The following is a 12,850-nucleotide window of genomic DNA, read 5'->3' on the forward strand; positions in this document are numbered from 1 at the left end:
TGTCGCCAGCGGCGATTCAACCATCACATCGGATCGGGCATGTCATCGCTTGCCGGATTTAATACCGGCACGCTCTTTCTCAGTGTCGAAACCAGCATTGCAGCTGCACTACCATCGCAAAAGCTCGCACGCATGACTTGAACCGTCAGGCAGGCCTCCGATAATGCCCTAGATTTTCCGCCGGTCGATCAAGGTCTTGAAAAGAGGGCCACAGGTTGCCCCCAGAATAAGGCCGCCCAACACCCAGGCAAGCACGCCTCCATGAAGGACTTCGTCCCCCACATACGCCGCCGCGAGGCAGCCAAGCACGGCGAGCCCGCCCTTCCAGATCAGATCTCTGGTCATCAAAGGTCTTCCTGAAGATTGAAATCTTCCGCTTCATGCCCGCTCTGCCGACCGTTGCAAAGACTTCCGCCTGTCAACACAGCAGAATTCATCGGCGCAAGGCTATCCCGCGCCTGACAGATCATTCGCACCTGTTCGAAAAGCAGCGCCGGCCAATGTCTCGACACTGGCCGGCGCTGCGGCATCAGATTATTTGGGCGCGAGCACCATCAGCATCTGCCGGCCTTCCATGCGCGGATAGGCCTCGACCTTGGCGGTCTCGACCACATCGGCCTGGACGCGCTGGAGCAGCGCCATGCCGAGCTGGCCATGGCTCAGCTCGCGGCCGCGGAAGCGCAGGGTGATTTTCACCTTGTCGCCCTCGTTGATGAATTCGGCGACCTTCTTCATCTTGGTGTCGTAATCATGGTCGTCGATGTTCGGACGCATCTTGATCTCCTTGATCTCCTGCGTCTTCTGCGACTTGCGTGCGAGGTTGGCCTTTTTCTGCGCCTCGTACTTGAACTTGCCGACATCGAGGAATTTCGCGACGGGCGGGTCGGCGTTGGGCGACACTTCGACAAGGTCGAGCCCGACGCTCTGCGCCTGCTCCATCGCTTCCCGGGTGTACATCACGCCGAGATTCTCGCCGTCCTGATCGATCACGCGGACTTTGGGCGACTGGATGAATTCGTTGAAGCGAGGGCCGTTCATCGGTGGCGCCTGCCGGGTCATTGGAGGTCGGATAGGTATAGCTCCTGTGGTTATTGAGAGGCCATATAGAGATTTCCGCGCGTCAGCGAAAGGCCCACCATGGCCATGCCGGACAGCCGGGATTCCGCGGCACAAGATCCGCCGCGGATGCGCTCCAATAGCTGATGGTAAACCGAATCTTAGCGGCCTGACGGTATCAATGGTCGGGCATGATGAGGTCAATCATTTCAGTCACAGACAAAGGCCAGGACGTGCGGCGCGGTATCGACCGATCACGATTGGCCGGCTTGGTGCCACTCGCCGTGATCCTGTCGTTCGCGTGCGTTCTCATCGCGATCAGCCCCCATGGCTATCTCGGCGGCGACGGCGACGAGTTCCGTTATCTGCAGGCCGCGCGGTGCGCGTCGGAGCACGGGTTCTGCGCGCCGGTCGATCACTGGTGGCGCCGCTACCCCCTGGTTGTGCCGCTGGGTGCGGCCATTCGCCTGTTCGGCGAGACGCCGACGGCACTGATGCTCGCGCCATTGGCCTATGGGCTGGCGGCGATCACCTTGTTCGTCACTCTGGTCCAGCGCCAGTTCGGACGCGGCGAGGCAGTGCTCGCTGGAATCGCCCTGGTCGCGACGCCGGTCTTCTGCACCCGCTTGCTCGGCCCCAATATCGACATTCCGGAACTGGCCTTCGGGCTGGCGGCGTTGGTCTGCCTGCAGTCAGCGGCGCGTTGCAGCGCCGGGAGCGAAGCGGGGATCGGGGCCAGGAGCTGGATCGTGTCGAGCGGCGTGATGCTCGGCCTGGCAGTCCAGGCGCGGCCGACATCGCTGGCGCTGCTGCCGATCTTTATACTTGGCCTATGGGCGCTGCGCCGGGTGCGGGCATGGGCGATCCCGTTCATGGCCGGTTTCATGATCCCCAATGCGATCGAGGCGATCGGTTACTGGATTGGCATGGGCGCCCCGCTCCGGCCGTGGCAATTGTCGCTTGCCCACACGCGGATCCCGTCTTCATCGCTGTCGCCGAATGTCGACCTGACGCAGAGTCCGCTGTTCAATCCGGCCTATATCGCCGGCTGGGAGCGATCGGCGGGCATCTCGGTGCATTGGACCGTGGATGGGCTGCTGAACCTGCTGCTCCATCCATCGACCGCGCTGACCTTCGCCTGCGGCTTGCTGTTCGTTGTGCTCGGCTGGCGGCGGCTCGGCACCGACCGCGGCGGCGGGAGGACATTGCCGTTCCTGATCGCCGGCGGGGCGCTGTTCTTCGCCGCACTGACCTATGGGCTGGCGATCGACCCGGAACCGCGAATGTTCCTGCCGCTGGTCGCGGTTGCCTGCACCTGTTTCGGCGTTTTCGCGGCGCGGCACTGGACATCGAGCCGGCTGCCGGTGGCCGTCGCGATCAGCCTGATTGCTGCCAAGGGCATGATCGCAGCCTATGAACGCCCGCATCTCAGCAGCGAGGCGGCGCTTGCCCAATCCTGGGTGACAGCCGACCGGGGGAAGATCGCGGTCGAGGGCCGTACCTCTCGCTTCCTGACGCTGAACGCGACGATCCGTGCCCTGCCGGTCTATGCGCCGGCGGTGATCGCCGATCGGCTGTTGCTGATCGGCGAAGACGACTGCACGACCGCCCGGTACGATGCCGGGCTCACCGGATGGCCGGTGGTGAAACGCGCGGCGGCATTTCCCCGGGCCGAACCATGGGCGATCGCCGCGCTACGCCGGCGCCAGCTGTTCCTGGCCCCGCGAAAGACACCGGTCATGTGCCTGTTCGCGCGTGCCTGAAAGACCTCAGCCTGACGGAATCAAATCGGGCGGGCTCGCCTGGGCAACAAGCATGGCGATCAACGCATCGAGCGGCATGACCTGTTGCCGCTCGCTGCCCAACTGGCGCAGCGCGACCGTGCCCTCCTCCGCCTCGCGCTTGCCGAGCACGAGCAGATTGGGGACCTTGGCGAGACTGTGTTCGCGCACCTTATAGTTTATCTTTTCGTTGCGCAGGTCGGTCTCGACCCGCAGTCCCGCCGCCGACAGCGCCGCCGCGACCTCATGCGCATAATCGTCCGCATCGGACACGATCGTCGCGACCACTGCCTGGACCGGCGCGAGCCACATCGGGAAGCGCCCGGCATGATGCTCGATCAAGATGCCAAGGAACCGTTCGAACGTACCGAGGATCGCGCGGTGCAGCATCACCGGCCGATGCCGCTCGCCGTCCGCACCGACATAGGACGCATCGAGTCGCTCGGGCAGGACATAGTCGAGCTGGATCGTGCCGCACTGCCAGGTCCGGCCGATCGCGTCGGTCAAATGGAATTCGAGCTTGGGCGAATAAAAGGCGCCCTCGCCCGGCAATTCCTCCCAGCCATATTCCGGCCCCGCACGGCCGGCCTGGGCGACCGCGTCGCGCAGGTTCGCCTCGGCCTTGTCCCACATCTCCTCCGTCCCGAAACGCTTTTCGGGGCGCAGCGCGAGCTTGATCGCATAAGTCGCGAAGCCGAGATCCTTGTAGATCAGGTCAAGCAGGTCGCAGAACAGCCGCACCTCATCGACGATCTGGTCCTCGCGGCAGAAGATGTGCGCATCGTCCTGCGTGAACTGACGCACGCGCATGATGCCGTGCAACGCGCCATGCGGCTCGTTGCGGTGGCAGCAGCCGAACTCGGCAAGACGCAGCGGCAGGTCGCGGTACGACTTGATGCCCTGGCGGAAGATCAGCACATGCGCCGGGCAGTTCATCGGCTTGAGCGCCATCAGGTCGCCTTCGCCGGTCAGCACTGGGCCATCATCCTCGGTATTGGGCACCTCGTCGGGCACGACGAACATATTCTCACGATACTTGCCCCAATGGCCCGAGGCTTCCCATTGTCGCGCGTCCATCAACTGCGGCGTCTTCACTTCCTGATAGCCCGCGGCATCGAGCCGGCGACGCATATAGGCCTCGAGCTGGCGCCACAGCAGATAGCCCTTGGGATGCCAGAAAACCGACCCTTGCGCTTCGCTCTGGAGATGGAACAAATCCATTTCCTGACCGATCTTGCGATGGTCGCGCTTGGCCGCTTCCTCGATGCGCAGCAGATGCGCGTCGAGCTGCTTCTTGTTGAGCCAGCCGGTGCCGTAGATGCGCGACAGCATCGCGTTCTTCTGGTCGCCGCGCCAATAGGCGCCCGACACGCGCGTCAGCTTGAACGCCTGGGGGTCGAGCTTGCCGGTCGAGGCGAGATGCGGCCCGCGGCACATGTCGAGCCACGCGTTCTCGCCCTTGCCGGCGCGGTACACCGTCAGTTCCTCGCCCTCGGGCAATTCGGCCGCCCATTCGGCCTTGAAGCTCTCGCCCTGCTTCTGCCAGCGCGCGATCAGGTCGGCGCGGCTCCACACTTCGCGGATCAGCGGCTCGTCGCGCGCGATGATCTTGCGCATCTCCGCCTCGATCGCCGGCAAATCTTCATCGGTGAATTGCCGGTCCTTGGGCGCGAAGTCGTAATAGAAGCCGTCCTCGGTCGAGGGACCGAAAGTGATCTGCGTCCCCGGAAACAGCGCCTGCACTGCCTCGGCCAGCACATGCGCATAATCATGGCGCGCGAGCTCAAGCGCATCGGCCTCATCGCGCGACGTGACCAGCGCCAGATTGGCATCGCGCTCGAACGGGCGCGTGATGTCGCGCAGCTCGCCATCGACCCGCGCCGCGATCGCCGCCTTGGCCAGGCCAGGTCCGATCGCCGCGGCGATATCCGCCGGCGTGGTGCCAAGCGGCACCGCACGGACCGAGCCATCGGGCAGCGTGATCGAAAGCATGTCGTTCATCGAAATAGTTCCTGTCGATTTGGCGGGCTTATGCACACCCGCGAAGCTTTGGAAAAGCGCCGAGAGTCGAGTTTCAGGAACGGAAGAGAGACGCCGGCTCACCCGTTCCCGGGCGAGACCTTCGGCGTGGGCGTCGATTCAGGTGACGCGCAAGCCGAGATCCCCCCGGAAAACCGGGGTGGTGGTAGTCATGCGAGAGATGATCGCGCGCTGCATGAGGATGATATAGCGAGCCTGGGTCAGGGACGCTAGACCTGCAGGTCGGGGCCGCTGGGCAGATCAGCGAGTCTCAAGGGAGTCCGCCATGCCGACACCGGGTCTTACCGCAATCGTGCCCTGCAACGATCTCGACATTTCCGAAGCCTTTTACGCGCGGCTCGGTTTCACGACGCCGGAACCGCACGAGCATGACGATTACCGCATCCTCGCCGACGGCAAGGGCGGCACCCTGCACCTGAACAAGGCAGTCGAGGGCTGGGTTGTGCCGGGGCGCAATCCGTTCGGCCTCTATCTCTATACGCCCGATGTCGATGCCGTCGCGGCACGCTTTGCTGGCGACATCATCGAGATGGAGGGCCCGAGCGACAAGCCATGGGGCATGTACGAATTCGCGCTCAGCGATCCCGACGGCGTGCTGGTTCGGATCGGCTGGCCGAGCAATTCACCACGATAGGCGGATATACTGCCCTCTTAGGCAACAAATTCAAGATTTTCTGAAAATCACTTTATACTCAATTAATGAATCGATCGTATCTTCTATTTCCAGAGTATTTTCTGGAGACTTCCGTTTATATTCCTCAAGAAGAGAGATACTTTCATCTATCCTATAGGTAGTTTGGTACATTTGATGAAATGTCTCAAAGATGTTTTTGAGATATATCTTTTCATTATAATCAGCCCCCGAAAATTCCTTTATTAGCACGTCTCCAGAAAATTCTACACTCTCTCCGTAGTAAACAGCCGATAAAACTGTACTGATTCTATCAGCCGGCGCTACGTCCCTCCTTTTGAGAGTGTCCAATATTTCTTTAGATGTTATCTTTATTGGCTGCACGTATTTCACCTGACAACCTTCCTTCGGAGTATCACGATTGGTTTAGAAGCACTGTCGTAAGACATTCAGCTCGTGCCATCTCTATCAAAAGGTACCGAATTCACCGGCGCCGCGTCTGGATTTGCGGGCTGCGAACTCACTCCCGATCGACTCACATCATGCCTGGAATCAGCTTCACACCCCGCAAGGGCTCCCTTTGCAGCGAGGATCAGGAGTGGATCCCAGGTCAGCGGACCGGCAGGACTTGCTGGAGCGCGCGGGTGAAGCCCGGCGGAAAGACCGTCAGGTGATTTTCCTCCGGCAAGACCCGCGAGGCGATGGTGAGGCCGGGATAGTGGCGCGACTTCAGTTGCGTCTCGAACGCCGTCATGTCCGCCACCATGTCATCCTTGCGGTTGTAGCGCGGATCGCCCGGACGGACGGCTTCGAAGGCGCCGACATACATGAAGATATTGGCCGGCAGATCCTTGTGCGTGCGGGCATAATCCTCCTCCATGCGCAGCATGTACCGATCGTCATACCATAAGGAGGGGCTGCCCAGGATATAGTCGTGGAACAGGGTCGGATCGCTGAACAGGATGCCCGTTCCCAGCAGCGCGCCATAGGAATGGCCCATGAAGATCCGGCGTGCCGGGTCAGTCCGGAATCGCGTGTCCACGAAGGGCAGGACGCTCTTCTTCAGATAATATTGATAGGCCCATGCCTGGCCATGAACCTGGTCCTTGGGCACGCTGGCGGGCGCATTGGCGGTCGGGGTATAGTCGCGGCGACGGCTGGTCATGCCATTTTCGCCCTTGGCGTAAGACAGACCGATCAGGATGAATTCCTCGATCGCGGGGCCCTCAAGATTGATCCGCCGGCTGATCGAGCGGATCAGCGGAAAGCCATAATCGGCATCGGCGACATACATCACCGGATAGCGCCGCGACGGATCGGCGGCATAGCTGGCCGGCAGGCTCACGAACAGCTGATAGGATCGGCCCGTGGCGGGATCGGGCACCGTCCAGACCTGTGTGTCCTTCAGTTCATAAGGCAGCCCCTCGGCCCTGTCGGCGGTCTCGGCTGCGACCGGCCCGGTACAGCCGGGCAATAACGCCGCCGCAAGCAAGGCGGCCATCAAGGTCGTCTTCATCTCGCCCCCAAAATCCCTGTGCCTGCCGCATGACGGTCATGGCGGCCGGTTGGAAGCCGCGATGCCGTCCGATCGGCCGCCTTTGCGGCAGCAGGTTGCACGATCGGGGCAGATCGGCAGTGGCGCTGCGCTATTGCTCCGCGGGGATGGCCAATTCCGGAACCGGCTCCTTGCCAACCAGGGTGAAGAACGGAATTGCGTAATGCACCACCCAGCCAATGGTGATGGCGTACAGCACGGTGCCAAGGCCGACTGTGCCGCCCATCATCCAGCCGGCCGCCAGGACGCCCAGTTCGATCGCGGTCCTGACGATCTTGATCGGCCAGCCGGTCCGGCTGGCGATGCCGGTCATCAGGCCGTCGCGCGGTCCGGCGCCGAGGCCAGCACCGATATAAGCGCCGCCGGCGATACCGTTCAGCACGATCCCGGCGATCAGGAAGACGAAACGGACGGCATAGCCCTCCGGCGTCGGCAGGATCATCAGCGACAGATCGACCACCGTGCCGATGATCAGGATATTAAGCACCGTGCCGATCCCGGGCCGTTGCCGCAGCGGAATCCACAATAGCAGCACGAGCAGCCCGATCGCATTGACCGTCATGCCGAAGCTTAATCCGATACGCGGCGCCAGCCCCTGGTGCAGCACGTCCCAGGGATCGAGCCCGAGCGTGGCGCGCAGCATCAGCGCCATAGAGAAGCCGTAAAGCGAAAGACCCCAGAGGAGTTGGAAAAGGCGCTGTTTCATCATGAACCAAGCCAATAATCCGGATAGGCATTGTTTTTGAGGGCCAATTCAAAGATATTGGCCCTTATGGACGTTAATTCGCTCAGCCCAATCTCGCTCGCGCGACAACTCGGCATGTGGCGCAGCGACGCGGGCGGCGGCCCCGCCTATCGCCAGCTCGCCCGCGCGCTGCGCCTGTTGATCCTCGATGGCCGCATCGGCCTTGGCGTGCGGATCGGTGGCGAGCGCGACCTGGCACGCGCGCTCGGTATCAGCCGCACCACGATCGCCGCGGCCTTCGAACTGCTCCGCGACGACGGCTATCTGCTCAGCCGGCAGGGATCGGGCAGCGTCACGCGGCTTCCCGGCGTTGGGCACGGCGCCACGCCCGATCCGGATGCGCTGACGGAGGAACAGGCGCCGGGTGTGATCGACTGGACCAACGCCGCGCTGCCCGCGCCGCAAACCATCTGGTACGCCTATGAACAGGCATTGAGCCAGATGCCCGCTTTCCTGTCCGGTCTTGGCTATGAAGTGTTCGGCATTGCGCGCCTGCGCCGGGCGATCGCCGCAGATTATACCGCGCGCGGTTGCCCGACCACGACCGATCAGATCCTTGTCACCAGCGGCGCGCAACATGGTCTCGCGCTGTTGCTGCGACTGTTCGCCGGACCGGGCGACCGCATCATTGTCGACCATCCGACCTATCACAACGCCATCGCCGCGATCCTCAAGCAGAATTGCGTCGCGGTACCGGTCGGGCTTCCCGCGACCGGTTGGGATATCGACACGATTCACGCGGCATTGCGCCAGACCGGACCGCGCTTTGCCTATATCATCGCCGATTTCCACAACCCCACCGGCCGCGTCATGGACCCGGACACGCGCGCCGCACTGGTGCGGGCGGCGCGGGCAACCCATACGCCGCTGGTGATCGACGAGACGATGGCGGCGGTCACGCTCGACAAGCCGGCGCCGCCGCCGGTCGCGGCACACGACCCGCATGGCGACACGGTGATCAGCATCGGATCGGCGAGCAAACGCTTCTGGGGCGGCCTGCGGATCGGCTGGCTGCGTGCCGATGCGCAGACGATCGTCGCGCTGGGCCGCATCCGCTCGACGCTCGACCTGGCAACGCCGGTGATGGACCAGCTGGCGGTCGCCGCTTTGCTTGACGGCAGCATCCGGGCGGACGGCGACCGGGCGGATATTCGCGCGCGCCGCGACCATCTGATCGTGCGGTTGCATGACGCATTGCCGCACTGGCGCGTACCGGTACCGGCCGGCGGCTTCACGCTATGGGCGGAGATGCCGCGCCCCGAGGCATCGGCGCTGGCCGCCATGACGCAAAGCCTGTCGCTGCGCATCGCGCCGGGCCCGCGCTTCGGGGTCAATGGCGCGTTCGAACGCTTTGTCCGCCTGCCCTTCACCTTGACCGAGGACGAACTCGACCTGGCGGTCGATCGCCTCGCCATGGCCGAAGCGCGACTGCGCACGCGCCATGGACGCGTGCCCGATGCGGCATGGGAACTGGAAGCCCAACGCGTGATCTAGTGCGGATTCGGCACGTCGGATGGCCCAGCTATCAATTTCATGGATAGCTGAATGGGAATTTATCGATATTGGTGGATACCAGGAATCGCGAAAAATCCGGTAACATATTGCTGAACCACGATAATCATGCGGCCTGTGCGATCGACAGCCTGCATGGCCCGCCTCACGCCGGGATATGGCACATAGGGTGTCCCATATCTCTCACCGCCTTCCCCGCAGCGCTGTCGTCGGCGACAATTCAACCATCGCCCGGGATCGGGCATGACATCGCGTGCCGGACTCAGGATCAATACCCTGAGTCCGGCACGCTCTTTCTGATTGTTGAAGAACCCAGCGCCGCAGCGCCATCAACGCATGCTAGGCGAACGGATTTCCCGCCGTGGCATAATGCGACATCGCCATGGTGGTCAGCTGGGCATTGACGCGGATGCAGCTGGTAAAGGTGCTGGCGTCGGCGACCAGTACATTGGTGGTGCCATGGACGCGGCAATCGAGGTCGATCACGCCCTTTTCGGGATCGGCATTGCGGCCATTGCCGCCCTGCGGGTGCGAGCTCGACAGCGTGACGTCGTCCGCCTCGCGAATGCCCTGTTCGTAGAACTGGTCGATATTGTCACCTTTGCGCAGGATCGGCCCACGGGTCAGCGCCGGATAAACTTCCTCGGCGCCGGCGGCGAAATGCACTCGGGTGAGCGTGGCCAGCGCGCGGCGCAGCAGCGGCAGCTCGACATCGTCGCGCAGCTTGAAATGGAGCTTGCCGCCGATCAGCCGGCCCTGCCGGTCGGCCGGAAAGAGGATGCCGGCCGACGCCAGCCGGCTGTAATTGAGCATCCGCCCGGCATGGTCGGTGAACCAGCCCGGCATCAGGGTCGACATGCTCATCGGCGGCTGGAAATGCGATTCGAGCAGGAAATCGCCGCGATCGACATAGGTCGCCATCTGGTCCTCGTCCCAGGCGCGCATCGTACCGGGCATCAGCGCGACCACAGGACAGGCGATGTTGAGCGAGATGCCCTCGCCCGTGCCCTCGATGCCGCTCTTGTCGAGGATCCGGCTCGACGCCATCGTGCCCGCCGCGACGACGACGCCCTTGGTCGCCTTGATAATGCGGCGGCTGCCATCGGGCCGCAGCACCTCTACGCCAGTCGCGACGCGCCGCCCGTCGAGATCGGGCTCACCCCAGACGATCTTCTCGACCGTCGTCTGCATCAGGATGCGCGCGCCCGCCGCCCGCGCGTCGAGCAGGAAGGACTGCGCCATGCCTTGCTTGCGGCCATAGGGGCAGCCGGTGTTGCAATAGCCGCAATAGGCGCAGTCGGCATGGATATCTCGCGGCCCGTAATTCTTGCTGAACCACAGCGCCGGTGATTCGCCGTCCATCGGGTCGCTGCTGGCTGCGGCATGCGCCGCCCAGCCGTTGAGCAGATGCGTGCCGTTGTTGCGGCCGCTTTTCTGATCGATCGGCTCGATGCCGAGCCGCGTCTCGACCGTGTGATAGGCAGCCTCGAAGCGCGCCACATCGACCGGGGCGCCGAGCGCAGCCCAGCTGGCGAACACGTCATTGGCCTGCGGATGCGTCATCCCTGCCTGCTTCACGCGCAAGGCAATGCCGTTGTTGATGACGGTCGAGCCGCCCACGCAATGCCCCTGGAAGATGACGATGTCATGGTCGCGGCTGGTCTGCAGCCCGCCATCGACGAACAGCCGCGCGGTCATGCGGCGCTCCTCATGGGTGATTGCGGCCGAGGGGTAATGCGCGCCCGCCTCGATCACCAGCACGTCATGATGCTGTGCGAGATTGGCCGCGGCGACCGCACCGCCCGCGCCTGAACCGATCACGATGACCCCGACCGTATCGGGTGCCTCATCCGGCGCGAGCACGTCGTCATGGGCGAGATCGCGCCCGGAAAAGAGCGTGATCGGCACTTCGCCAGTCCCGCGGATGCGCTGATGCGGCAATTCGAAGCCGATCGCGTTCAGCACCGGATTGTCGTCATTATCCTCTTCGACCGCGCCGATCCAATGGCCGTAATAGCCGGCATAGATGACGCCCCGGATGCGGGCGAGATCCTGCATCAGATTGTTCTGCGACCGCGCGAGTCGTTTTTCCACGCGACGCGCACGCCATGCGGGGCTGAACAGCAGGAAGAACGGGCCACCCAGCACGAAGCAGACCAGATAGAGGCTGAGCCCGATCTCTTGCGGCTTATTGCCCTCGAACATGCCGAACTGGTGCTGCAGATTGGCCACGACCTGACGCGACGTGATGCGCATATCGACGCCGTGGAACAGCGCCTCGGTCAACGCCTTCAGGATTGCCGCCTGAAGCGGATTAAATGGTGTTCGCATCTGGTTGCCCCCGAATGGTCCCGGCTGCGTACCTAGCGTGCGACGACCGCGGCGGCGAGCAAAGACTTGCCGATATTCGATCGCCCGGCCCTAATAGGGCCCGTTGAACGCGACATGCGTGAAGCGACGGCCCGCCACGTCATATTCGACCCCGAAATAGTTGCGGCCGCCGTCGCAGACTTGCATCGGCTCTCGCCGCCAATTGACGCCGTTGCTGTCCGAGTTGTCCTTCGCAAAGTTGCCGTAAATGTAACGGTGCCCTCCGCGAACGATGCCGACATATTGCCGCCGCCAATCGTGCGGCACATTCTTCCAGAATAGGGGATCTCTGGGGCTTTGCCGGCGCAACATTTCGGGAAGCGCAGCCTCCAGGGCAAGGATATCGGCAGGCCGGGGCTGCCAGCTGCCCTGCCCGGCCTTCGGTACGTCGCGCGAGCATTGCTGCAGCATTCCCGAAACGGCTGACCCCGGCAAAATGAACGCGCCCCTGGGCAAAACCGGTTCGGCCGCGACACCTGGAACGGCAAGCATTAACAGGCCGGCGGCTCCGATTCCGAATGACATGACCCGCATCATCGCTCCCCTACACCAGCCCGAACGGCACCACCTTGTTAGTCCGCACATGTCCGATATCGGCGGGCCCGAGGAACGGCACCTTCATATCCTTGCACCAGCGTTCGATCATCTGCTGCGGGGTTTCGGCGAATTCCGGGGTGTTGGGGGTCACGTCGCTGATCGCGCCGAGCCGGACCCCGGCAATGCCCTTCAACTGAGTCGCATTGGCCATCTGGAACAGCATACGGTCGACGCGGTAAAGCGCCTCCGACACTTCCTCGATCATCAGCACATGATCGGTCAGGTCGGGCATCCACTGCGTACCGAGCAGATTGTTGAGGATCGACAGGTTGAACGCAACGGTCGGCTGTTTGCCCAGGCTTGGCTCGAGCCAGCGGCGATCCTTGTCGACCAGCCAGCTGAGCGTCCGCGCGATCACAGCGTCGCCGCCATGGCTGTTGTTGATGCTTGAGACCATCGGCGCATGGACCGGCTTGCCGATACGCCGCGCATAGAGCGCGCCGAGGATGAAGCCCATGTCGGAAAAGCCGGCATAGCTTTTGGTCGCGGCGGCGGGGCCGAGATTGGGGATGACATCGGCAAGGATGCGGTTCGAGCCATATCCGCCGCGCGCGAACCACAGC

12 protein-coding genes are annotated in these 12,850 nt (G+C 63.1%); 3 read left to right on the plus strand and 9 right to left on the minus strand.

Features of this window, described 5'->3' with window-relative positions:
- Nucleotides 1-168: 168 nt before the first annotated feature.
- Both ACRECS_RS21665 and infC read right to left on the minus strand, forming a co-directional pair.
- Nucleotides 169-345, minus strand: a complete 177-nt coding sequence (locus tag ACRECS_RS21665) for a hypothetical protein (protein WP_431585038.1) — start codon at nucleotides 343-345, stop codon at nucleotides 169-171.
- Between the two features lie 189 nt (nucleotides 346-534).
- The gene (gene infC, locus ACRECS_RS21670; RefSeq protein ID WP_431585039.1) at nucleotides 535-1,038 is read right to left on the minus strand and encodes a translation initiation factor IF-3; all 504 of its coding nucleotides are present in this window, start codon (nucleotides 1,036-1,038) and stop codon (nucleotides 535-537) included.
- 290 nt (nucleotides 1,039-1,328) lie between these two features.
- Between infC and ACRECS_RS21675 the strand changes: the two genes are divergently transcribed.
- The gene (locus ACRECS_RS21675; RefSeq protein ID WP_431585050.1) at nucleotides 1,329-2,819 is read left to right on the plus strand and encodes an ArnT family glycosyltransferase; all 1,491 of its coding nucleotides are present in this window, start codon (nucleotides 1,329-1,331) and stop codon (nucleotides 2,817-2,819) included.
- Nucleotides 2,820-2,825: 6 nt separating this feature from the next.
- Here the strand turns inward: ACRECS_RS21675 and thrS are convergent, their stop codons facing one another.
- Nucleotides 2,826-4,838, minus strand: coding sequence for a threonine--tRNA ligase (thrS, locus tag ACRECS_RS21680; protein WP_431585040.1), 2,013 nt, complete (start codon nucleotides 4,836-4,838; stop codon nucleotides 2,826-2,828).
- Between the two features lie 304 nt (nucleotides 4,839-5,142).
- Here thrS and ACRECS_RS21685 point away from each other — a divergent pair, with 304 nt between their 5' ends.
- Nucleotides 5,143-5,511 (plus strand): VOC family protein, encoded by a 369-nt coding sequence (locus ACRECS_RS21685; RefSeq protein ID WP_431585041.1) that lies wholly within the window; start codon nucleotides 5,143-5,145, stop codon nucleotides 5,509-5,511.
- A gap of 30 nt (nucleotides 5,512-5,541) precedes the next feature.
- Here ACRECS_RS21685 and ACRECS_RS21690 read toward each other — a convergent pair whose 3' ends face one another.
- From ACRECS_RS21690 to ACRECS_RS21700, 3 genes are all read right to left on the minus strand, one after another.
- A complete protein-coding gene (locus ACRECS_RS21690) occupies nucleotides 5,542-5,901 on the minus strand; it encodes a hypothetical protein (protein ID WP_431585042.1) in 360 nt (119 codons plus the stop codon).
- Between the two features lie 217 nt (nucleotides 5,902-6,118).
- Nucleotides 6,119-7,024, minus strand: coding sequence for an alpha/beta hydrolase (locus ACRECS_RS21695; protein ID WP_431585043.1), 906 nt, complete (start codon nucleotides 7,022-7,024; stop codon nucleotides 6,119-6,121).
- A gap of 130 nt (nucleotides 7,025-7,154) precedes the next feature.
- Nucleotides 7,155-7,772 (minus strand): YczE/YyaS/YitT family protein, encoded by a 618-nt coding sequence (locus ACRECS_RS21700; protein WP_431585044.1) that lies wholly within the window; start codon nucleotides 7,770-7,772, stop codon nucleotides 7,155-7,157.
- Nucleotides 7,773-7,835: 63 nt separating this feature from the next.
- Between ACRECS_RS21700 and ACRECS_RS21705 the strand changes: the two genes are divergently transcribed.
- A complete protein-coding gene (locus ACRECS_RS21705; protein WP_431585045.1) occupies nucleotides 7,836-9,302 on the plus strand; it encodes a PLP-dependent aminotransferase family protein in 1,467 nt (488 codons plus the stop codon).
- Between the two features lie 357 nt (nucleotides 9,303-9,659).
- Here ACRECS_RS21705 and ACRECS_RS21710 read toward each other — a convergent pair whose 3' ends face one another.
- From ACRECS_RS21710 to ACRECS_RS21720, 3 genes are all read right to left on the minus strand, one after another.
- Entirely contained in the window at nucleotides 9,660-11,651 is a 1,992-nt protein-coding gene (locus ACRECS_RS21710; protein ID WP_431585046.1) for a GMC family oxidoreductase N-terminal domain-containing protein, read from the minus strand.
- Between the two features lie 90 nt (nucleotides 11,652-11,741).
- Nucleotides 11,742-12,215 carry a hypothetical protein gene (locus ACRECS_RS21715; RefSeq protein ID WP_431585047.1) on the minus strand — a complete coding sequence of 158 codons (474 nt, stop codon included), beginning with the start codon at nucleotides 12,213-12,215 and terminating at the stop codon, nucleotides 11,742-11,744.
- A 19-nt stretch (nucleotides 12,216-12,234) separates the two neighbouring features.
- Nucleotides 12,235-12,850: LD-carboxypeptidase (locus tag ACRECS_RS21720; RefSeq protein ID WP_431585048.1), on the minus strand; the 616-nt coding region annotated here is incomplete at its 5' end.

The sequence above is a fragment of the Sphingomonas sp. genome, assembly GCF_050725575.1.
Taxonomy (GTDB): domain Bacteria; phylum Pseudomonadota; class Alphaproteobacteria; order Sphingomonadales; family Sphingomonadaceae; genus Sphingomonas.

Bases quoted from the DNA above. Each gene is read 5' to 3' on its own strand.
- ACRECS_RS21665 (WP_431585038.1), bottom strand. From the start codon at position 345: ATGACCAGAGATCTGATCTGGAAGGGCGGGCTCGCCGTGCTTGGCTGC.
- infC (WP_431585039.1), bottom strand. From the start codon at position 1,038: ATGAACGGCCCTCGCTTCAACGAATTCATCCAGTCGCCCAAAGTCCGC.
- thrS (WP_431585040.1), bottom strand. From the start codon at position 4,838: ATGAACGACATGCTTTCGATCACGCTGCCCGATGGCTCGGTCCGTGCG.
- ACRECS_RS21685 (WP_431585041.1), top strand. From the start codon at position 5,143: ATGCCGACACCGGGTCTTACCGCAATCGTGCCCTGCAACGATCTCGAC.
- ACRECS_RS21695 (WP_431585043.1), bottom strand. From the start codon at position 7,024: ATGAAGACGACCTTGATGGCCGCCTTGCTTGCGGCGGCGTTATTGCCC.
- ACRECS_RS21700 (WP_431585044.1), bottom strand. From the start codon at position 7,772: ATGATGAAACAGCGCCTTTTCCAACTCCTCTGGGGTCTTTCGCTTTAC.
- ACRECS_RS21705 (WP_431585045.1), top strand. From the start codon at position 7,836: ATGGACGTTAATTCGCTCAGCCCAATCTCGCTCGCGCGACAACTCGGC.
- ACRECS_RS21710 (WP_431585046.1), bottom strand. From the start codon at position 11,651: ATGCGAACACCATTTAATCCGCTTCAGGCGGCAATCCTGAAGGCGTTG.
- ACRECS_RS21715 (WP_431585047.1), bottom strand. From the start codon at position 12,215: ATGTCATTCGGAATCGGAGCCGCCGGCCTGTTAATGCTTGCCGTTCCA.